Origin of the sequence: Methylotenera sp. N17, assembly GCF_000799155.1 — a bacterium.
Taxonomy (GTDB): Bacteria; Pseudomonadota; Gammaproteobacteria; order Burkholderiales; family Methylophilaceae; genus Methylophilus.
Genome location: NZ_JUGE01000001.1, coordinates 2,506,215 through 2,526,892, shown reverse-complemented (window position 1 = coordinate 2,526,892; position 20,678 = coordinate 2,506,215). Strand labels below are relative to the sequence as shown.

General features: G+C 45.5%; 23 protein-coding genes and 1 pseudogene. 17 read left to right on the top strand and 7 right to left on the bottom strand.

What is annotated here, in order from left to right; all coding sequences use genetic code 11:
- The first annotated feature begins 97 nt into the window (after positions 1 to 97).
- Together FG11_RS12005 and FG11_RS12000 are read left to right on the top strand one after the other, a co-directional pair.
- Positions 98 to 1,084, top strand: a complete 987-nt coding sequence (locus FG11_RS12005) for a sensor histidine kinase (RefSeq protein ID WP_047535334.1) — start codon at positions 98 to 100, stop codon at positions 1,082 to 1,084.
- A 3-nt stretch (positions 1,085 to 1,087) separates the two neighbouring features.
- A complete protein-coding gene (locus FG11_RS12000; RefSeq protein WP_047535331.1) occupies positions 1,088 to 1,834 on the top strand; it encodes a LytR/AlgR family response regulator transcription factor in 747 nt (248 codons plus the stop codon).
- 12 nt (positions 1,835 to 1,846) lie between these two features.
- Here the strand turns inward: FG11_RS12000 and FG11_RS11995 are convergent, their stop codons facing one another.
- Entirely contained in the window at positions 1,847 to 2,524 is a 678-nt protein-coding gene (locus FG11_RS11995; RefSeq protein ID WP_020183357.1) for a mechanosensitive ion channel family protein, read from the bottom strand.
- A 142-nt stretch (positions 2,525 to 2,666) separates the two neighbouring features.
- Here FG11_RS11995 and hemC point away from each other — a divergent pair, with 142 nt between their 5' ends.
- Genes hemC through FG11_RS11980 form a run of 3 tightly spaced genes read left to right on the top strand, consistent with a single transcriptional unit; the run spans position 2,667 to position 5,099 of the window.
- The gene (gene hemC, locus FG11_RS11990) at positions 2,667 to 3,605 is read left to right on the top strand and encodes a hydroxymethylbilane synthase (protein ID WP_020183356.1); all 939 of its coding nucleotides are present in this window, start codon (positions 2,667 to 2,669) and stop codon (positions 3,603 to 3,605) included.
- Position 3,606: 1 nt separating this feature from the next.
- A complete protein-coding gene (locus FG11_RS11985) occupies positions 3,607 to 4,365 on the top strand; it encodes a uroporphyrinogen-III synthase (RefSeq protein ID WP_047535329.1) in 759 nt (252 codons plus the stop codon).
- Complete coding sequence (locus FG11_RS11980) at positions 4,365 to 5,099, top strand: hypothetical protein (RefSeq protein ID WP_047535325.1); 735 nt, start codon at positions 4,365 to 4,367, stop codon at positions 5,097 to 5,099. Before FG11_RS11985 ends, FG11_RS11980 begins: the two co-directional genes overlap by 1 nt.
- 31 nt (positions 5,100 to 5,130) lie before the next feature.
- On the opposite strand, the gene FG11_RS11975 is transcribed toward FG11_RS11980, so the two are convergent.
- Together FG11_RS11975 and FG11_RS11970 are read right to left on the bottom strand one after the other, a co-directional pair.
- Complete coding sequence (locus FG11_RS11975) at positions 5,131 to 6,156, bottom strand: CDP-6-deoxy-delta-3,4-glucoseen reductase (protein WP_047535324.1); 1,026 nt, start codon at positions 6,154 to 6,156, stop codon at positions 5,131 to 5,133.
- A complete protein-coding gene (locus FG11_RS11970) occupies positions 6,156 to 6,596 on the bottom strand; it encodes an FxsA family protein (protein ID WP_020183353.1) in 441 nt (146 codons plus the stop codon). Before FG11_RS11970 ends, FG11_RS11975 begins: the two co-directional genes overlap by 1 nt.
- A gap of 36 nt (positions 6,597 to 6,632) precedes the next feature.
- Here FG11_RS11970 and cutA point away from each other — a divergent pair, with 36 nt between their 5' ends.
- The 9 genes and pseudogenes from cutA (at position 6,633) to pqqA (ending at position 13,776) form a co-directional block, all read left to right on the top strand.
- Positions 6,633 to 6,959: a divalent-cation tolerance protein CutA gene (cutA, locus tag FG11_RS11965; RefSeq protein ID WP_020183352.1), complete on the top strand. Its 327-nt coding sequence runs from the start codon at positions 6,633 to 6,635 to the stop codon at positions 6,957 to 6,959.
- Between the two features lie 7 nt (positions 6,960 to 6,966).
- A complete protein-coding gene (gene dsbD / locus FG11_RS11960; protein ID WP_047535322.1) occupies positions 6,967 to 8,790 on the top strand; it encodes a protein-disulfide reductase DsbD in 1,824 nt (607 codons plus the stop codon).
- Entirely contained in the window at positions 8,791 to 9,324 is a 534-nt protein-coding gene (locus FG11_RS11955) for a TlpA disulfide reductase family protein (RefSeq protein ID WP_047535319.1), read from the top strand.
- A gap of 145 nt (positions 9,325 to 9,469) precedes the next feature.
- Positions 9,470 to 9,907 (top strand): type II 3-dehydroquinate dehydratase, encoded by a 438-nt coding sequence (gene aroQ / locus FG11_RS11950; RefSeq protein WP_020183349.1) that lies wholly within the window; start codon positions 9,470 to 9,472, stop codon positions 9,905 to 9,907.
- Positions 9,908 to 9,945: 38 nt separating this feature from the next.
- The gene (gene accB / locus FG11_RS11945; protein ID WP_047535316.1) at positions 9,946 to 10,395 is read left to right on the top strand and encodes an acetyl-CoA carboxylase biotin carboxyl carrier protein; all 450 of its coding nucleotides are present in this window, start codon (positions 9,946 to 9,948) and stop codon (positions 10,393 to 10,395) included.
- Positions 10,396 to 10,401: 6 nt separating this feature from the next.
- Positions 10,402 to 11,750, top strand: a pseudogene (accC, locus tag FG11_RS11940) (acetyl-CoA carboxylase biotin carboxylase subunit).
- A 3-nt stretch (positions 11,751 to 11,753) separates the two neighbouring features.
- Positions 11,754 to 12,638, top strand: a complete 885-nt coding sequence (gene prmA, locus FG11_RS11935; RefSeq protein ID WP_047535314.1) for a 50S ribosomal protein L11 methyltransferase — start codon at positions 11,754 to 11,756, stop codon at positions 12,636 to 12,638.
- A 1-nt stretch (position 12,639) separates the two neighbouring features.
- A complete protein-coding gene (locus tag FG11_RS11930; RefSeq protein WP_047535311.1) occupies positions 12,640 to 13,527 on the top strand; it encodes a DUF3426 domain-containing protein in 888 nt (295 codons plus the stop codon).
- 177 nt (positions 13,528 to 13,704) lie between these two features.
- Complete coding sequence (pqqA, locus tag FG11_RS13770; protein WP_123236554.1) at positions 13,705 to 13,776, top strand: pyrroloquinoline quinone precursor peptide PqqA; 72 nt, start codon at positions 13,705 to 13,707, stop codon at positions 13,774 to 13,776.
- A gap of 104 nt (positions 13,777 to 13,880) precedes the next feature.
- Here pqqA and FG11_RS11925 read toward each other — a convergent pair whose 3' ends face one another.
- Complete coding sequence (locus FG11_RS11925; protein WP_020183344.1) at positions 13,881 to 14,768, bottom strand: hydrogen peroxide-inducible genes activator; 888 nt, start codon at positions 14,766 to 14,768, stop codon at positions 13,881 to 13,883.
- Positions 14,769 to 14,882: 114 nt separating this feature from the next.
- Between FG11_RS11925 and FG11_RS13765 the strand changes: the two genes are divergently transcribed.
- From FG11_RS13765 to FG11_RS11915, 3 genes are all read left to right on the top strand, one after another.
- On the top strand, positions 14,883 to 15,005 hold the full coding sequence (locus FG11_RS13765) for a hypothetical protein (protein WP_255349036.1): 123 nt from the start codon (positions 14,883 to 14,885) through the stop codon (positions 15,003 to 15,005).
- Positions 15,006 to 15,050: 45 nt separating this feature from the next.
- Positions 15,051 to 16,538, top strand: a complete 1,488-nt coding sequence (locus FG11_RS11920; protein ID WP_047535308.1) for a catalase — start codon at positions 15,051 to 15,053, stop codon at positions 16,536 to 16,538.
- A 137-nt stretch (positions 16,539 to 16,675) separates the two neighbouring features.
- Positions 16,676 to 16,840: a rubredoxin gene (locus tag FG11_RS11915; RefSeq protein ID WP_020183342.1), complete on the top strand. Its 165-nt coding sequence runs from the start codon at positions 16,676 to 16,678 to the stop codon at positions 16,838 to 16,840.
- A gap of 278 nt (positions 16,841 to 17,118) precedes the next feature.
- On the opposite strand, the gene FG11_RS11910 is transcribed toward FG11_RS11915, so the two are convergent.
- Genes FG11_RS11910 through FG11_RS11900 form a run of 3 tightly spaced genes read right to left on the bottom strand, consistent with a single transcriptional unit; the run spans position 17,119 to position 20,564 of the window.
- The gene (locus tag FG11_RS11910; protein ID WP_047535305.1) at positions 17,119 to 19,497 is read right to left on the bottom strand and encodes a bifunctional diguanylate cyclase/phosphodiesterase; all 2,379 of its coding nucleotides are present in this window, start codon (positions 19,495 to 19,497) and stop codon (positions 17,119 to 17,121) included.
- Positions 19,498 to 19,503: 6 nt separating this feature from the next.
- Entirely contained in the window at positions 19,504 to 20,139 is a 636-nt protein-coding gene (locus FG11_RS11905; protein ID WP_047535302.1) for a methylamine utilization protein, read from the bottom strand.
- Positions 20,139 to 20,564: a group I truncated hemoglobin gene (locus FG11_RS11900; protein ID WP_047535299.1), complete on the bottom strand. Its 426-nt coding sequence runs from the start codon at positions 20,562 to 20,564 to the stop codon at positions 20,139 to 20,141. Before FG11_RS11900 ends, FG11_RS11905 begins: the two co-directional genes overlap by 1 nt.
- Positions 20,565 to 20,678 lie beyond the last annotated feature (114 nt).

The window sequence follows — 20,678 nt, the reverse complement described above, 5'->3', positions numbered from 1 at the left end:
TTTTCTACTGGCAATGATGTTCCGGCCTGCAGAGTTTTTATGAAAATTTTCTTTAATAATAATATACTTATCGCATCATTATAACTAACTATATGTCGTGCGCAAAAACAGCCGCCTTCCAAATTTACATAATTTTGGCATTCATTTACGTATCTTGCTGATTGTGAACCTGTTCGCAGTGCTGGCGGCGCTTTTGCTAAGCCATCCGTTATCGCAGTTCTTTAATGTGTTTACAGAGCTCTCTACGGCGGTTCAACCCATCTTAATCATTAGCTTATTGTGTTTGTACGGCCTATATCCATGGCTCAATAAACTGGATTATCGCGCTAGTATGCCCGTCATCATATTGCTAGAAATTGGCATCACCTATTTGGCTTTTTCTTTAGTCAGCCCGTATTTTTCGCCGGAGCTCATTCCAGACATTCCACGTGCATGCCTGCTCACCACCATCGTGACAGCCATTGTGTTGTATTACTTTAACTTGCAACAGCGCGCCTACTCGCCCGCCATTGCCGAAGCACGTTTGCAAGCACTTCAAGCGCGTATTCGCCCGCACTTTTTATTTAACAGTATCAATGCCGTGCTTTCACTCATCAGAAGCCAACCCAAACGTGCTGAAACCGCGCTGGAAGACATGGCAGATTTGTTCCGCGTGTTAATGGCGGACAATCGTGATTTAGTGCCGCTCGCACAAGAGATTGCGCTGAGCCGCCAATACTTAGCATTGGAAAAATTACGCTTGGAAGATCGTCTAAACGTGAATTGGCAAATAGAGCACATGCCGCCCGACGCAATGATCCCGCCCCTGATCTTGCAGCCTTTGTTAGAAAATGCGGTGTACCATGGCATAGAGCCGTTGGCAGACGGCGGCGAAATCACTATTCAGATTGTGTGTAAACATAAAGAAGTGCTGATGAGCATCAGCAACCCTTTTAATCCCGATAAACATCACCATACGGGTAACAAAATGGCGCTCAAAAATATTAAAGAACGGCTCCTGTTACACTTTGATTTAGAAGCATCGCTCAAAACAGACATTGCCGGACAATACTATACCGTGCATATTCGCGTGCCACATCAATAAACCATGACCACCCTCCGTATCATCATTGCCGACGACGAAACACCTGCGCGCAACCGTCTGCGTGATTTGCTTGGCGACATCGCCAATGTCAGCGTTGTGGCTGAAGCGCAAAATGGAAAAGAGGCCATAGAACTTGCGGCTGAGCATAGCCCAGACCTTGTATTGTTAGACATACGTATGCCCGTGATGGATGGCATTGAAGCAGCGCATCATCTGCAATTGCTAGCCCAAGTCCCCAAGTTGATTTTCACTACCGCCTATGATGCTTATGCAATTAAGGCGTTTGAGTTGAACGCCATTGATTATCTGCTGAAGCCCATCCGCCAAGAACGCTTAGAAACCGCACTGAATAAAGTTCGCGCATTACAACCAGCACAGCTGGCATCGCTCAAGCCATTACAGCCTACACGCTCACATTTGAGTATTCATGAGCGCGGACGTGTACTACTGGTGCCGATTCACGAGATTATTTATTTCCGCGCAGAGCAAAAATACGTCACCGTGCGCACTGCCGTACGCGAATATTTGGTAGAGGAATCGTTAACACAACTAGAAGTGGAGTTTGGTGAACTGCTATTGCGTTTGCACCGTAACTGCTTGGTGGCCAAGCCGTTTATTGCAGGGTTTGAAAAGCGCACCATCGTCAACGATGATGCGCAAATGGAACAACAATGGGTGGCTATTTTAAAAGGCGTGCCGGAAACAGTAGCCGTGAGCCGGCGTCAGCAACACCTTATCAAAACAATCTAGCAACGCCACGCTTCAATATTTGTTTTTTCTTTCGCTCATGTCCGCAATGACTTTGGCGGCCCAATCTCTACCGCCCAGACCAAATGCAATCGCCAGCGCTAAGAACACAGCACCAAATACAATCACAAACAATGAGTAAATGAGCTGCATGCCAATACCCAACTGCTCTAGCGCCACAAACACCGCCAAAATTTGAATGCCATACTCGGTAGAAGTGCTCACCGCCAGAGCCTCAGGAAATTTAATGCTATGCAACCAGGCAAACACAATACGATTCATAAAGCGCGCTAGTAAAGTACCAAACACCAGTATCAGAATCGCCACAATAATATGCGGTAGATACACCGCTAACTGTTGTAACAAACCAGCTACTGCGCTCAATTCCAGCGCATTTGCACCTGTAATCACAAACAGTAGAATGACTAACCAGTAGACGACTTGGCTAATGATGCCGCTCAAGGTTACGTGCATATTGCCACTATTCATAAAGGCTTCTAAGCCAGATTTACGCGCAAATTGATCAAACTGCATCAACTCTAGCAAACGTTTTACGCCGCTTCTTACAAGCTTGGCAATAATCCAGCCAAAAAATAGAATCACCAATACCGCTAACAAACGTGGCACAAAATTTACCAGTTGTAGCCAAAATTGATTGAGAGATGCGAGAAAAATATCGACCTGATATTGCATAGTAACCTCCTATAATTGGTAATACAACACTTCACTTTTCAGCACTAGGACACTGGATAATAACTTAGAAATAAGCTTAACTCCAAATGCAAAGTCATATCCAAATGTTGGTTCATAAGCGCATGTGCTAAAATTTAAGCATATGAAAAATGCACCGCAAAAACTCGTCATCGCCTCGCGTGAAAGCGCACTTGCCATGTGGCAAGCCAAACATATTCAAGCCAAGTTGCAAGCATTGTACCCACAATGCGATGTGCAGATATTGGGCATGACCACCACAGGGGATCAGATTTTAGATTCACCTCTAGCACGGATTGGTGGTAAGGGTTTGTTTGTGAAAGAGTTAGAAACTGCGCTTGAAAATGGCAGTGCCGATTTAGCGGTACATAGCATGAAGGATGTGCCGATGAACTTGCCAGAGGGCTTTGCTTTAGTAGCCACCGGCGAACGCGAAGATCCACGCGATGCCTTTGTATCTAACCAGTTTGATTCACTCGCCGTATTGCCCCATGGCAGCATAGTTGGTACTTCTAGCTTACGTCGTCAAAGCCAGATTCAGGCGCGCTTCCCGCACCTCAAAATTGAGTCTCTACGTGGCAACGTGCAAACGCGCTTACGCAAATTAGACGAAGGCCAATACGCAGCCATTATTTTGGCAGCCGCCGGACTGATTCGATTAGGGTTAGGCGATAGAATTCGCGGTTTTATTGCGCCAGAAGACAGTATTCCAGCGGTTGGGCAAGGCGCGTTAGGTATCGAAATTAACGCGCACAGAACCGATTTGATTGAAATTCTAGCGCCACTCAATCATTTAGATACGCAATTATGTGTAGAAGCAGAGCGTGGCTTTAGCCGTGCATTAGCTGGCAGCTGCACGGTGCCTTTAGGTGCGTATGCTACGCGGGTCGGCGAGCAGATCCATATGACGGGCTTTGTGGCCAGCGTGGATGGCCAACAAATGTTGCGTCAGCAAATTACAGGCAACCTGACGGATGCTGAGGCTGTAGGTAAAGCCTTGGCGGATAAATTGGTCAGCCTGGGCGCAGATAAAATATTATCAGCGCTAGATCACATCAAATAACATGTCGGAACCAACGCTCGCAGGCATCGGCATAGCCATCACACGACCGAGCGATCAAGCCAAAAAACTCTCGCAATTGATTGAAACCGCGGGTGGCCACGTCATTCCATTTCCGCTGATTGAAATTGCCTCTCTTGATAATTACAGCGACTTTGAACACGTGATTGCCGATATTGCTGCATACGATTGGATTATCTTTATCAGCAGTAACGCAGTACAGAATGGCATGCCACGCCTACTAACACAAACACTGCCCAGCCATTTGAAATTTGCTGCCATAGGTCCGGTCACGGCCAAAGAGCTACAGGAATTTGGCATTCAAGAAGTGTTAATCCCAAAGAGCAGGTTTGATAGTGAGTCTTTACTCTCTTTGCCAGAAATGCATGATATGCAGGGCAAAAAAGTGATGATAGTCCGCGGAATTGGCGGGCGTGAAGTGCTGGCAGATACATTGAAATCACGTGGCGCGTCCGTCACGTTTGCGGAATGTTATCAAAGGATTAACCCTCAAGATAACGTAGATGCACTCTGCGCAGCTTGGTCAAATCAACAATTACAAGCAATAGTGGTTACCAGCTCTGAAGCCATGCGTCACTTGTTGGATTTAGCGTCTAATACAAGCTGGTTGAAACACGTCACGCTATGTGTGAATCACGCAAGGATTGCAGAACAACCTATCGAGTTGGGATTAAAAGTAGTGATTGCAGATGCGCCAGGCGACGAGGCAATGATGGAAGTAATCTGCAAATCATTGCAATAATGAAACTAATTAAATGTACAAACTGTGGTGAAGTTTTTGAAGAGGCAGTTAGCCCATGCAAAATTTGTGGTGGTGTGATTGAGCTAACGATTTCGCTTACGGGAATAGGAGCAGAATCATCCGTAGGTATATTAGGTAGCGTTTCAGAAACCAATCGCAATAACTGTAAACATATTAAATACAATGCACCAAGCGGTGCCAAATCCGAATCTTCACTATCCAATAGTCAACTGACAGGTTTTGTAAAATCACCTATTGATATTGGCAGGCAAGGTGAAAATAGAGTAGCTACCTGTATTAAGAACCACTTAACAAAAATTGGAAAGCATTACCATGATGCAGAGTCGCATGATGATAGAGGTGAAGACTGTGCTTTAATAATTGATAACGAGAATGTATTTATTCAGATTGTTACGATGAAGCCAAGTGATGGATATTGGAAAAGTGTCGCTCAAGGTAGTGGAGATATTAAATTGAATCTAAATGAAGCTGCGTCTGCAATAAAGTCTACGATTTCACAAAAAGCCCTACGTTATCAAAACAGAGTAAACGCAACTAATAACATGTTACTTGCAATAGATATAGGTCATTTTGGTACATTGGCTACTAACGAATTCGCTAAAATTTATCTTGATAATTACAAGGATCCTGCAATCGAATATAACTTTGGAGCAGTATGGCTAGTCGGTCCTACAGAGAACAATATTCTTCGCCTAGGCAGTAGCCGTTGGTAATTGCATCGTAAATAGCTGTATTTAAATAGTCTTACTTCGGCGCAAACGTAAATGCATCACTGAAAAACGCATCCGCTGGCAATCCCTGCTCCACAAAGGTTTTGTGAGCAATTTCTACCATACCTGGTGCGCCACAGACATACGCTTGGTGTGCACTGAGATTTGGATAGTCTGCCAATACCGCTTCATGTACTAGGCCAGTTCGCCCTTGCCAATCCGTGTCTGTCGGCTCTTCTGATAACACAGGAATGTAAGTGAAGTTAGGCAGAAACTGTGCCCAACGTTGACACAGTTCATCCATGTATAAATCATTCTTCACACGACCACCACGGTACAGCACAACCTCACGTTGTATGCCCAAATGTATCATATGCTCAATAATGCCTTTGATCGGTGCAAAACCCGTACCTCCCGCTACAAATACAATCGGCTTGGTAGATTCTTCACGCAAATAGAAGGTGCCTAATGGTGCCTCTATACGCAAAATAGCTTTTTCAGGCATTTCTTCAAACACGTATTGCGTAAATTGGCCGCCAGCTATCAGGCGTAAATGCAGCTCTATCACTGCATCATCGTGCGGTGCGTTGGCAATGGAGAATGCTCTTCGCTTGCCATCTTTCAGAATAAATTCCAAGTACTGGCCAGCCACAAACTGCAAACGCTCGGTAGCTGGTAGCTGCAAAAACAACACCATCACATCACCAGAGAGTTGTTCTTTTTTCTGCACACGCACAGGCAATATTCTAGGTTTAATGCCATTGATACCGCTCAGTTCACGACACTCAATCACTAAGTCTTCCAATGGTCGCGCACAGCAAAACAGCGCTTGACCCGCCGCCAATTCAGCATCGGTCATGGCGCTGCCTTGATAATCATCATGCATCAGCTTGCCGGAGATCAACTTACCTTTACAGGCACCACACGCACCATTACGACAACCGTATGGCAAGTTAATACCCGCTTCAATCGCGGCTTCTAATACGGTTTGACTAGGGCGTACTGGGAATTGGTGACCACTGTTTTGGATGGTCACGGTAGGATGATTTACTAAGCTCATTATTTCTTTTCCAGATCTTCTCTAATATGCGTGAACTCGCCTTCGATCACATCGTCATTGGCGGATTGCTGATAGCGAGGCTTACGATAAGCTTTTCCACTAACCTCTTCTTGTACTGGCGGCTTATTTTGTTCAATGGGAATTAACAATAATACTACTGCAATGACATCGCTGATCACACCAGGTATTAGCAATAACACACCTGCCACCATATTGCGGGCTGTGCCCAACAAGGCTTTGACAGGGTTGCCGCCAGCCAAGCTCTGCATCATTTTTGGCGCCATCAGTACTTTTTCACCGCGAATCAGTTGTAAGCCCAGATAGCCGATGACGACTAAGTACAATAATAACCACCAACCGTATTGGTCAGCGAGCTTGATCAACAGCACTATTTCTGCAATTGGAAAAGCAAGTAAAATAAGCGTAATAAATAAACGCATGATTAACCCTTTAATTGGAGACCGCTTTCGCACACCATGGATAATGCCGAAATTATAATCGTGTTGACCCATGTGCCAGATGAAACGTGCGCAAATAAAATTGCGGAGATGCTCATTCAACATCAACTGGCAGCGTGTGTTAACATTCAAAGCCCTTGCCAATCGGTATATGCATGGAACAACGTGGTTGAACACACCACCGAATGGCCTGTGACCATTAAAACAATTCGTCAAAAATATGCAGAAGTTGAGTCTTGTATTTTAAAACATCACCCGTACGAACTTCCTGACATTCTGTGTCTCAATGTAGATGGTGGTTTACCTGCTTATTTACAATGGGTAAATGCACAAATCCCGCACTAGGAGCACCATGCTAAGAGTATTGATTACCCTGATAAGTTTTTGGACGATTACCCTGCTTTCGCCCATGAGTGTTGCTGGCAATACCAGCAGCGCGATCAAAAACCTATTTACGGAAGAAACCAGCGAAGACGATTTTTTATCTCCAGACATTGCATTCCAAGTAACTATTGCGCCTACAGATGCACAAACGCTACAGGCAAACTTTAAAGTAGAGCCCGGCTATTATTTATACAAACAACGCATTAAATTGAATGTGGAATCACCAGAAACCGCACTGATTACTGCAATGGATTTACCGGCTGGTGAAATTAAAGACGACCCAAACTTTGGTAAACAGGAAGTCTATCACCATGACTTTTCAACCAAAGTAGGTGTTTCTAGCACCGAAAACTTAGCGGTTAAAGTCACCTATCAGGGCTGTAGTGAAAAGGGGCTGTGTTATGCGCCACAAACCAAGACTTTCACATTTGGTGTGGTGAATGATGCGTCTGCTGCCACACCAAATCCAATCGGAGCTGAGCCTATTGTAGAAAGTGGCGATGACAGCCAAGCCTCCAATCTACTTAAAAGCGGCCACTGGTGGTTGATTATATTAGGGTTCTTTGGTGCAGGTCTCTTGCTTGCCTTTACCCCCTGCGTATTCCCCATGATTCCGATTTTATCCAGCATGATCATTGGCAAGAACGCACATGTTTCACGCCTGCATGCCTTTAATCTTTCACTCGCTTACACCTTGGGGATGTGCCTCACTTACACTTTATTGGGCATTGCGGCTGGCTTATCTGGCCAACTATTGAGCAATGCGCTACAAACCCCATGGGCATTGAGCTTTGGCGCCATTGTCTTTGTGTTACTTGCACTATCGATGTTTGGCTTTTATGAGCTGAAATTGCCTAGCCACTTAGAAAACAGTATTTTTAATCTAAGTAATCGTATTAAAGGTGGTCAATTTTTTGGCGATTTTTTAATGGGCGTATTATCTGCGCTCATTATCAGCCCCTGTGTCGCTGCGCCATTGGCTGGCGCACTACTTTATATTAGCAAGACCCATGATGTGGTGCTAGGCGGTGTCGCCTTATTCTCACTGTCACTCGGCATGGGCTTCCCTCTATTGCTGATTGGCGCATCTGCCGGTACATTGCTTCCGCGTGTGGGCGCGTGGATGAATGCTGTGCGTCAATTATTTGGCGTATTGATGTTAGGCGTGGCTGTATGGTTGATTGGCCCCATTATCCCGATGAATCTACAATTGGCACTGTGGGCAGCTTTGTTGATTGTCCCGGCCATCTATATGCATGCACTGGACAACTTGCCAGGTGATGCCAAGCCCATCCTCAAATTGTGGAAAGGCGTGGCAATCATGATGCTCATTACTGGCATTGCTTTGCTCATTGGCGCGCTGTCTGGTGCTAAATCGCCCTTACAACCATTAAGTGGCGTGCTTGCCAACACCAATGCATCATCCGCACAGCACGCATTGAACTTCAAGCGCGTACGCTCCGTGGCAGAGCTTGACCAAGCGATTCAAGCAGCCAAAGGTCAATATGTCATGTTTGATTTTTACGCAGACTGGTGTGTTTCCTGCAAAGAATACGAACAGTTTGTGTTTACTGACCCGCGTGTACAAGCCAAACTAAAACAAGCCGTATTACTACAAGCAGATGTAACCGCCAACAATGCAGACGACGCTGCCCTATTAAAACGCTTTGCATTATTTGGCCCACCAGGCATTTTGTTTTTTAATCAAGATGGCAAAAAAAACTCTGCCCAAGTCATTGGCTATAAAAATGCCGATGAATTTTTAGCCATTCTCAATACGGTACAACCCTAAATGTTTACAAAGCTCAAAACACCCCTTATCTACCTGATACTCATTGCAAGTTTAGGGTTTGCGATATTTCACTTTTTTTTAAACAAGCAAGAAGTAAAAAACGGCCAACAGCAATCGACAGCCCCATTATTTGCGGCCAGCTTTCCCAATGAGCATGGTGAAAACAAGCCGCTTAACGCTTATCAAGGCAAGATTGTAGTACTTAACTTTTGGGCAACTTGGTGTGAACCATGCCGTGAAGAAATGCCGGAGCTCTCCGCATTACACGAGGCCTATGCCAATAAAAATGTGGTGGTATTGGGCATTGCGATTGATGACGTGAACGCGATTAACGAGTTTACCAAGCAGACTCAAGTGAAATACCCATTGTTTGCAGCCGACATGGCTGGCATGGAGTTGGCCTCCAACTTAGGCAATAATAAAGGGGTACTGCCATATACCGTGATAATTAAGGCCGATGGCACCGTCCACAAAACCTATTTTGGGCGTATTTCGAAAGATTTATTAGAAAAATCGCTGCTGCCGCTTCTGTAATGCTTTAGCCAAAACAATCAATAAGTTAACTATTTTTTAATGCCTATCTTCGCTCAAATGCTGTGATTTAGCTGGACAAAGAATCATAACTTCGGCAAACTTGCTGCTATGCAAAACTGTCTACATTGTTGTTTGAGCGTATCAAATGTCGGCTAAATCCATTTTAGTCATTCATGGGCCTAACCTCAATATGTTAGGTACGCGTGAACCTGCGCATTATGGCACGCTGACCTTATTGGATATCAACACGGCTTTAACACAGATGGCCAAACAAGATGGTCATATGCTGGAAGCGTTTCAAAGCAACGCCGAAGCTGAGATTGTGACAAAGATTCAATCCTTAATGGTGAATCGTGTGGATGCCCTGATTATTAATCCAGCCGCATTCACGCACACTTCTGTTGCCATACGAGATGCTATTTCAGCAGTGAACATTCCCTTTATTGAGGTACATCTCTCTAACGTATATGCACGAGAACAATTTAGACATCACTCGTTTTTTAGCGACATTGCTATTGGCGTTATCAGCGGGTTAGGCGCCGAAGGTTACTTTGCTGCCTACCGTTACATCACAAAACCATAACATTATTATAATTATATTCAGTTAATACCGAGGTCTATATGGATTTACGCAAACTCAAAAAACTCATTGATCTAGTCGAGGAATCTGGCATCTCTGAGCTGGAACTCACAGAAGGCGAAGAGAAGGTACGCATTAGCCGAGCGTTGATGCATAGTGCTGCACCTGTGACGCACTATGTCTCCGCGCACCAACAACAAGCTGTTGCTGCGCCAGCTGCAAGTGCCCCAGTTGTACCAGTGCCAGTAGTCGAAGAAGGTCAAGTTGTAAAATCTCCAATGGTCGGTACGTTCTACCGCGCCTCTTCTCCAGATGCCAAGTCTTTTGTGGATATCGGCTCCAGTGTTTCTTCTGGCGAAACGTTGTGCATCATTGAAGCAATGAAGCTACTCAACGAGATTGAAAGCGAATACTCAGGTGTTGTGAAGAAAATCTTTGTTGAAAACGGCCAACCTGTTGAATACGGTGAACCTTTATTCTTGATTGGTTAATGACTTATGTTTGAAAAAATCCTTATTGCCAACCGCGGCGAGATTGCGCTACGTGTGCAACGTGCGTGCCGTGAATTGGGCATCCGTACTGTCGCCGTGCATTCTGAAGCAGACCGAGAAGCCAAATATGTCAAATTGGCGGATGAGTCAGTATGTATTGGGCCAGCGCCTTCTAGTCAAAGCTACTTAAATATCCCCGCTGTGATTAGCGCAGCTGAAGTGACAGATGCGCAAGCCATTCATCCCGGCTACGGCTTTTTATCTGAAAATGCCGACTTTGCCGAGCGCGTAGAACAAAGCGGTTTTGTGTTTATTGGCCCACGTGCTGAGACGATTCGCCTGATGGGCGACAAAGTGTCGGCCAAAGATGCGATGCGTAAAGCGGGCGTACCTTGCGTACCAGGTTCAGAGGGCGCACTACCCGATGACCCTGTCGAGATCATTAAAACCGCCAAAAGAGTTGGCTACCCTGTCATTATTAAAGCGGCGGGCGGTGGTGGTGGTCGCGGCATGCGTGTAGTGCATACCGAGGCAGCCTTGATTAACGCGGTATCCATGACCAAAGCAGAAGCGCAAGCGGCGTTTGGCAACCCCATGGTGTACATGGAGAAGTTTCTAGAGAATCCACGTCATATTGAAATTCAAATTTTGGCAGATCAGCATGGTAACGCCGTATTTTTAGGTGACCGTGATTGCTCGATGCAGCGTCGCCATCAAAAAATTATTGAAGAAGCGCCCTCACCTTTATTAAACCCTAAGTTGCGCGACAAGATTGGCGAACGCTGTGCCGAAGCTTGCCGCAAAATTAAATACCGTGGCGCTGGTACATTTGAATTCTTGTATGAGAATGGTGAGTTCTACTTTATTGAGATGAACACCCGCTTGCAGGTAGAGCATACGGTGACCGAAATGATTACCGGCATTGATTTGGTACAACAGCAAATTTTTGTAGCCGCCGGTGAGAAACTGCAATTCCGTCAAAAAGATGTGCAGTTGCGCGGTCATGCCATTGAGTGCCGTATTAATGCGGAAGACCCTTACAACTTTGTACCATCTCCTGGCACCATCAGCCGATTCCATATGCCGGGCGGACCAGGCGTACGTATCGACACACATGCGTATGGTGGTTATATCGTCCCCCACATTACGACTCTATGATAGGCAAGTTGATTACTTATGGGGATACCCGTGAGCAAGCCATTGCGCGTATGCGTATTGCTTTATCGGAAATGTATGTGGAAGGCATTAAAACCAATATTTCATTGCATGCTGATTTGATGGCGGATGCAGCGTTCCACCTTGGTGGTACCAGCATCCATTATCTAGAGCAAAAACTGGGCATCCACAGTAAGTAAATCTTGAGTTGGCTATTACTTAAAATTCAGGCGAACGACACCAATGCCGACGCGATTAGCGATGCATTGATGGAGTTAGGAGCGCTTTCAGCAAGCATTGAAGATGCCAATGCTGAAACGCAAGCCGAGCAAGCGATATTTGGTGAACCGGGAGATCCGCCTCCCGGTATTTGGCATCAAAACGTGGTCACCGCTATGCTGGAAGCTGATGCCGATGTGATGCAGTTACTGACATCACTGGAGCAAGAAACACAAATATCTGGCTTTAGCTACAGCACCGAAACCATTGAAGAGCAAGATTGGGTGCGCTTGACCCAAGCGCAATTCGAGCCGATTCAGATCACACCCAAATTGTGGATTGTCCCCACTTGGCACGAAGCACCGACACCGGATGCAATTAATATTATCCTAGACCCCGGTTTGGCCTTTGGTACTGGCAGCCACCCCACCACACACTTATGCTTGGCTTGGTTAACGCAACAGCCTGCATTGCAACGCGTGCTGGATTACGGCTGCGGCTCTGGTATTTTGGCCATTGCTGCCAAAAAACTAGGCGCTAGCGAAGTGACTGGCGTAGACATTGACCCGCAGGCAGTGATTGCCAGCAAATACAATGCAGAAAACAATCAAGTCGACATTGCGTTTTATGATTCAAATGCGTATTTGCATCATGAATATGACACGGTAGTAGCCAATATACTATCCAGCGCACTGATGGTGTTGGCACCCGTCATTGCTAAATCTTGTAAGTCCGGCGGCAAAATGGCGTTGTCTGGTATTCTTGAAACCCAGAAAGAAGCACTCACAGCGCAGTATAGTGAGTGGTTTGATGTCGACACCCCCGTTGTGAAAGATGGCTGGGTGTTACTCACTGGAACCAAAAGATAACATGCCACTCATTACATCTTGCCCTGAATGTAACACGCAATTTGTTGTTAAAAAAGAACAGCTTAAAGCTTACGATGGGCAAGTGCGCTGCGGCACATGCCAGCATGTGTTCAATGCAAAAGAATATCTGGTTAAACAATCCCGCAGTAAAAAAGTAACGCCTACCAAAGTAGAAGCAGTATTGAGCGATATTTCACTCAACCCCGATACGCAAACACTACCGACCGAACATATTGAAATGACTGCACCTGATGCGCTCCAGGCACAGTTCAATCAAGACGCGCCAACCGAACCTGCCACACAAGAAGATACGACTGCCGAAACTCAAGCCGCTACTGGCACCGCACATACCCCTAGCTTTTTGAATGACTTGGCGATTGATGAACCTGTTGCCAAGCCGCTACGCCGCGTACCGTTTAGCTGGCCGCTGTTTGGCTTGAGCTTATTTCTGCTCTTGGTATTGCTGGTACAAGGCATTTATTTTAAACGTACTGAAATTGCAGCGTATTATCCGCAAACCAAGCCGTGGCTCACACAAGCATGCCAATATGCAAAATGCACGATTGCCCTGCCAAACAATATCGATTTACTCACCATTGATGATTCGGACATGCAAGAACACCTCACTTATGCACAAGTGCTGGTGTTCTCTAGTACCTTGATTAACCATGCCGATTTTCCACAAGCCTACCCGAACATCGAGCTGACCTTGACCAATGTGGATGATGAGCCCGTGTTAAGGCGCACACTCAAGCCCGCTGATTATATTCATCAGGCGGCGAGCACTGATAGCGGCATTGCAGCAAAAGAAGAAGTCCGCATCAAGCTCCAGTTGAATACCAGCGACATTGCCGTAGCTGGCTATCGCGTTGCACTTCACTACCCCTAATCGATTTCCCACAATCTCTACACTATCCGCTACTGACTCTCATGATTTTCTTGAGATCAATTTGCGCATTACCCATACGTTAAATATTCAGCTGCGTTATACACTGTATCCATAGTTTGAACCCAAAGTGAATTAACTAAGTGTGTTTTTCTAAGTGAGTTTTTAAGGAGAATGATGATGTGGACTACACCAGCAGCTACAGAAATGCGTTTTGGCTTTGAAGTGACCATGTACGTTTGCAACCGTTAATCTAATTAACGTGTTCGTAAAAAGAGGCGCTTATCAGCGCCTTTTTTATTGGTTGAATACAGCCTTTGCCGGACCGAAACTCACTTACTCACACGCTTTGACATCTACATTCTCTGGTTGGCTAACTCAATCGCTTCGATTAGTTTTTCGATGGCAGACGTCCTGACAAAGCTTTTACGCCAAGCAATGGCAATCCGGCGAATCGGCGCTGGTTTAATAAATGGCACCACTTTTACCAATGGGTTTTGGTAACGCTCGACGGTAGCCGAAGCAGGCAATACGGTAATACCCAAATTGGAGGCCACCATATTGCGGATGGTTTCCAACGAGTTACCTTGCAGCACCTCACCCTTACGCGATAGTTCCGGACACGCTTGCGTCACTTGGTTACTAAAACAATGCCCACTGTTCAATAACAAGACCTTTTCATCGGAAAGCTCGGCCGGATCGATCTCTTTGCGTGTAGCCCAATGGTGGTCTGAAGGCACCACCACTTTAAACTCCTCATCATATAGGCTGTGCACTTGAATCCCGGGCACATCAAACGGCAACGCGATAATCGCAGCATCGATCACCCCGTTTCTTAATTGCGTCTCTAAATTAGCCGTGAGGTTTTCTTCTACTTCTAGCGGCATATCCGGCGTTGAAACACGCAAAATTGGAATAATCTCCGGTAACAAATAAGGCCCTACCGAATGAATCATGCCCAATTTGAACAGGCCATGTAAGGGGTTCGTCCCAAGCTTAGCCAATTCTTTTAAACGCGAGGCTTGCTCAAGTACCACATTGGCTTGCTCGATAATTTTTTCGCCAATTTCGGTTGGTGTTACTTCTGAACGGCTACGCTCGAAAATAGAGACATTTAGCTCTTCTTCTAGCTTTTTAATGCCCAAACTTAGGGCGGGTTGCGTCACAAAACACTTTTCGGCCGCACGCCGAAAGTTACGTTCTTGCGCCACCGCGACTACAAACTTGAGCTCGATGAGTGTCATTGCTGGCTTAGTGATGATTGAAGAAGACTTATCATAAACTGATAAATTTAATTTATCAACAATATCAAAACATACAATTATACAAATAAGCGCCTTCTTTTTAGAATGCTTCTCATGCGTTGCGACAACGACATATTTAAGGAGAAGAAAATGCAAACCATCTATCGAATCGGCAGCCAACAACTGAATCGTCAAGTGGTGATTGAACTGCTAGCTGGCTACGCACTAAGCCACTAACACCATTGAAATATTACTCATAGACGACTTTAAGGAAAACAACCAATGACAAACACTGTATTAACCACTTCTGCTGGCGCACCTGTTGCCGATGACAACAATAGTATTTCCGTAGGTGCACGCGGCCCATTGACGTTTGATAACCATTATTTATTTGAAAAATTAGCGCACTTTAACCGCGAGCGTATCCCGGAGCGTGTGGTGCATGCGCGTGGTACTGCGGCTTACGGCACATTTACGGTCACTAAGAGCTTAAAAGATGTCACGATTGCTGACTTCCTTCAAGTGGTTGGTCAGCAAACAGAAGTGTTTTTGCGCTTTTCAACTGTAGGTGGCGGGCAGGATTCTAGCGACTATGCACGCGACCCACGTGGCTTTGCCGTGAAGTTTTATACCAAACAAGGCAACTGGGACATGGTGGGCAACAATACGCCGGTATTCTTTTTAAATGACCCGATCAAGTTCCCGGACTTTATCCATAGCCAGAAGAAAGATGCGCGTACCAATACGCCCAACCCAGCCAATGCGTTTGAATTCTGGGCCAATCATCCGCAATCCTTACATCAAATGACGATTTTGATGTCGGACCGTGGCATTCCTGCTTCATACCGCCATGTGCATGGCTTTAGCAGCCATACCTTGAGTTTTTATAATGCCAAAGGTGAGCGTCATTGGGTGAAATGGCACTTTAAAACTAATCAAGGCATTAAAACCTTGACCAATGAAGAAGCGGCCAAGATGCCTGCACATGGTGCGCAACAAGATTTGGTGAATGCCATTGACCGTGGCGAGTTTCCAAGTTGGACGGTGCAAGTGCAAATCATGTCAGAAACACAAGCACGTAGCTTCCACATCAACCCGTTTGATTTAACCAAAGTGTGGCCTTACAAAGAGGTGCCGGTGGTAGAGATTGGTCAGTTGGAATTAAACAAAAACGTGCATAACTACTTTGCCGAAACCGAGCAAGTGGCATTTGCACCGAGCAACTTTGTGCCTGGCATTGCCGCATCACCGGACAAAATGTTGCAAGCACGCTTGTTAGCGTATCAGGATGCGCACCGTTATCGTATTGGTGCTAACTTCAACCAGATTCCGGTCAATGCAGGTAAATGCCCGGTCAATCATTATCAACGTGATGGCGCATTTGCGGGAATGGGATGCCCAGTGGGACATAGTGCTGGCGATACAAACTACGCCAACGCTGCTGGCCATGTGAGTGCATCGAATTTCTATCCTAACGATAGAGTTGGCCAAGGTGCACCGGTACCGGCACCCCAAGTTGCAGTGCCGCCGATGCCAGTATTGGAAGACGCATGGATTGGTTACCACGACCAAAGTCAGGAGGACTATTACTCACAAGCAGGTGCTTTGTTCCGCATTATGAACGATAGCCAACAACAGCAATTATTTAATAATATTGCCGGTGGTTTATCCCAAGCCAATGCAGATATTCAAGCACGGATGTTAGCGCAATTTGCCAAAGCAGACCCGGCATATGCAGAAGGTGTGAAACAAGCTCTCAGCAAAATTTAGTGAAGGTTTAGTTGTTGGCTCCTCCCTTTAGCCCGCTTTATGCGGGCTTTTTTTTCGTCTTTGTGTAATGATTCTCTTCATAGAGCGACATTAGTGCAATGTCGTGCTTATGCCATATAACGTGAAAGGAATCGATAATGAAATCATGGATGTGTACCGTATGCGGCCTGATTTATGAAGAAGACAAAGGTTGGCCAGAAGATGGTATTGCCCCGGGCACTCGCTGGGAGGACGTGCCTGCGGATTGGGTATGCCCAGAGTGCGGTGTGAGTAAAGCAGAATTTGAAATGGTTGAATTCTAGAAATTGCAAGTGAGATGCAAGCGGTATTACACAAAGCGATGATTCCGTTATTGAGATTATGGCTGAATCCGTTAAAATGCTGCTCGCAGAATATTCTATTATTCGCAGATGCGTAATTTTTTAACTTTACATTAAGGATAAATGGACATGGTAGGTGCAGTGGGTATTTATACGTTGATTGGTATATTGGTAGTCATTGGCGCATTACTCTATGTATGCGTAAAAGTAGTCAAATAAGATTAAGGCTATCCAAAACAAAGGCGCGTCAGCGCCTTTTTTTATGCAGACAATTTTTTAGGCGCCATGTCTTGCGATTGTGCCTCCCACTTGTCTAGCCAGCTTTTGAAGTCTTTTTCCGGCATCGGTTTGCCCATAAAATAGCCTTGACCGTAATCACAGCCCATCTTGGCTAAAATATTCCACACTTCAATGTTTTCAATACCCTCTGCCACCACTTTCAAATTGAGGTTGTGCCCTAAATCAACGGTAGAGCGCACAATAATCGTATCGTTATCATTTTTTTCCATGTTCATCACAAACGATTTATCAATTTTGAGCTCTTTTACCGGTAAGCGTTTTAAATAGCCAAGCGACGAGTACCCTGTACCAAAATCATCAATTGCAATTTTCAATCCCATGTTCGCTAGTCGATGCAACGTGGCTTCCGCCCGTACTGGGTCATCCATGATGCTACTTTCGGTGATTTCCAATGAGATCGCATTTTCCGCAATATTAAAGCGTTTAAAAATGGCTTCTACCTTGTCGGGGAAATCCGAGTCAATCAAATCGCGTGTAGAAATATTGACGGCAATGGTGAGTTCAATACCTTCTGTTTTCAGTTCTGTATGCACCCGGCAAGCCTCTTCCAACATCCACAGCGTGATGTCTTTAATCAACCCGGTCTGCTCTGCAAATGGGATAAACTGATCCGGAAATATCAATCCTTTTTCCGGATGAATCCAACGTACCAGCGCCTCTGCCGCATAGCCGCGTTTGGTTTTAAGATTGACTTTAGGTTGCAAGTACAAAGTTAACTGGCGCCCTTGAATCGCGGTTTTCAGTTCGCTGGCCAAGCTCAAGTTCTCTTGAATGCCTAAATCAAACGCAGCGTCATAGAGCACTACGCCAGAATGTTTGCTTTTGGAGACATGCAATGCAGTCTCTGCATTGTGCAGCAGTTGTTCATCACTATCGCCATGTTGCGGATACACGGCCAGCCCAATGCCTGCTGTCACATCAATTTTTTGTACGCCCAGTGCAAGAGCTGCATCAAATATTGTTTGCAATTTACGAGCAACCGCCAAGCCTTCTTCTAATCCAGCGGAGGCAAGCAACAAGCCATATTCGTCTGCGCCCAAGCGCGCCACCATATCGTCGGTTCTGACCATGGCCTTTAAGCTGTGCGCCACGCGGTTTAGCAAGTCATCGCCCAAATCGCGCCCCAAGATTTTATTGACCTCTTTAAAACGATCCAGATTCAACACGATGATGGTGAGCGATAAACCACGTTGTTGGTGCGCTGCAATCTTTTCGCCCAGATGTTTAATAAATGCAACCCGATTCGGCAAGTTAGTCACATCATCCCAAAATGCCAGACGCGCGACTTTTGCTTCCCGCGTTGCAATCGCATCGCGCATGGAGTTAAAGGCTTTGCTTAAATCACCAATCTCATCATGGCGATCGGTCTGTATGGTCAGATTGTAATTGCCTTGCTCTAATTGTTTAGCCGTCTCAGACAGTTTTGCAATGGGCCCTGCAATATAGTTAGACACATAAATAATGGCCACAGTAAACACGCCTAGCCCAAAAATGGTGAGGATAAGCAGCGTGTATTTAAGGGTTTGATAGTTGGAAATCTCAGCAGTAATAGAACGCTGCAATACCGCCAGCAGCATATTGTCATCATCATCGTGCAAGGTGAGGGTTTTAGAATCAAACACCTCCTCTTGAATGGTCACTTCATTGTTGACTAAATCTGGACTTGCTTTATGTTCAAAATAGTCCATCAACGATAATTGGTCTTCCCGACTCAAGGTAGATGCACTAGATAACCAAGCTCCCTTTTCAGTACGTTGTAAAAACGTGACTTGCAAATTACTTAATTTATTTAGCTTTTCTGCCAGCGCATCGTCTATCTCAAACCCAACCACCATCCAGCCAATAATAATGGGCGCTCTAATCGGCACCGCCACCAGCTGATACGGCATATCATTAAAAATCTCAAAATCAATTTTTTTTGCCGAGGCCGAATGTGTGTCAATCAAATGATTCACCACCGGTTTGGCTTCCTGCTCAGTCAGGTTGCCAGAGACGGTCATGCTGTCATTCTGTACCCCATAAAAGATGGCGATATCGGCATGGATACGGCTTTGGAAGTTATTTAAGGCGGAGAGTATTGTTTCTTGATCGTTTGAGGCAATGGCTTCGCGAAATCCATAATCTGCCGCCAAAATTTTGGCGCCATTGGTGATGTTTTCTGTATTGCTTTCTAATAGGTTTAAGAACACCTTTTCACCTACGTCTAACTCTTTACCCACCAATTTGCGTACATTTTTATCCACGCTGTACTGAATGGGTATCAATCCGGCCAGCTGAATGCCTAAAATCAGCGTCAAGAAAATGACGATAATTTGCTGTTTTAGGCTGCTGAATTTCATGGCGCGCTATTCCCCTTGAATGAGGTTCGCGTAGTTAATCTCTAATTTTACCGGGATGGCTTTATTAGAAGATTTAACAGAAATCGACTGCTCAACCACCTTGTTCTCTTGCTGCAAGGCGTAATGCCACACCTTAAGTATGTAGTTTTCTTCTGGTACATTGGCCAGCTTGGCTACGCCATTGCTATCGGTTTTAGCAAAATAGGGCGTATCCACAATATAAACATACGCCAGCATGGTGTCATGAATATTGCAGCCGAGCACCACTGTGCCTGCCTTGTCAAATAACACCGGATTCGCAGGCACGCCTGAATAGAGCTTGAGCTCAAACTTTTTGGCGGGTGAGAAAGAATAGACGTGATGTCTTACTTTGTCGCGATTAGGGAAATTGATACTGGTGCCCACTTGCACCACCGATACTTGCGGGTTGAACTGCTTGGACTTTTGTTCTAGCTCATAGCCGGCAGTTGGTGCAATGCCCGCGGTCTTGGTATTTTCAACAAACACCACCGCATCTTTTAGCTTGGCGCCTTTGCTGTCTTGTACTTCTACCAATAACTCTGCGGCATAGACTTGATGCATGCCGAATAAGACAAGGAGCGTCAATGGAACGAGTGCGCGATAGTCAGCCAGTGTTGTCATTATTTCGCCACCACATCACGCTTCATTGGCGCTAAAATTTTCAGTAATTCGTTTTTTTCACGCGTGCCAATGTGGTTGGCGTCCAAAGTATCGCGCAAGGCTTGTACCATCAGCTCAAATTCTGCCGTGGTGATATGCAAGTCAGCGTGCGAATTTTTCATCGTTTCACCTTCATAGACACAATCGCCACCGGTTTTTACACACAAAAAATCAGCCAATGATTGTTTCAATGCAGGCATCTTAATACCGTCGAAAGAGCGCTTGGTTGCTGGATCTGTCGCCACAATGTCTAGCGTTTGCGCAGAGATTTTATACAACACCTCTTTACCGCCAATGCGGTTATACAAACTTGCATCCTGCGGATGGGTTGTTTTACAGGCAGTGATGCAAAGTAGCAGGCTTAACCATAACCAACGTGCTTTCATTTGATACTCCAGACTTTTCTGATATTGGCATCTTATGCCTATTAGCTGCAATTCATTGACGCAAACTAAGGCCTAATAATTGCTTAGCTCTTACAAATAGTTTGCGCATTAATC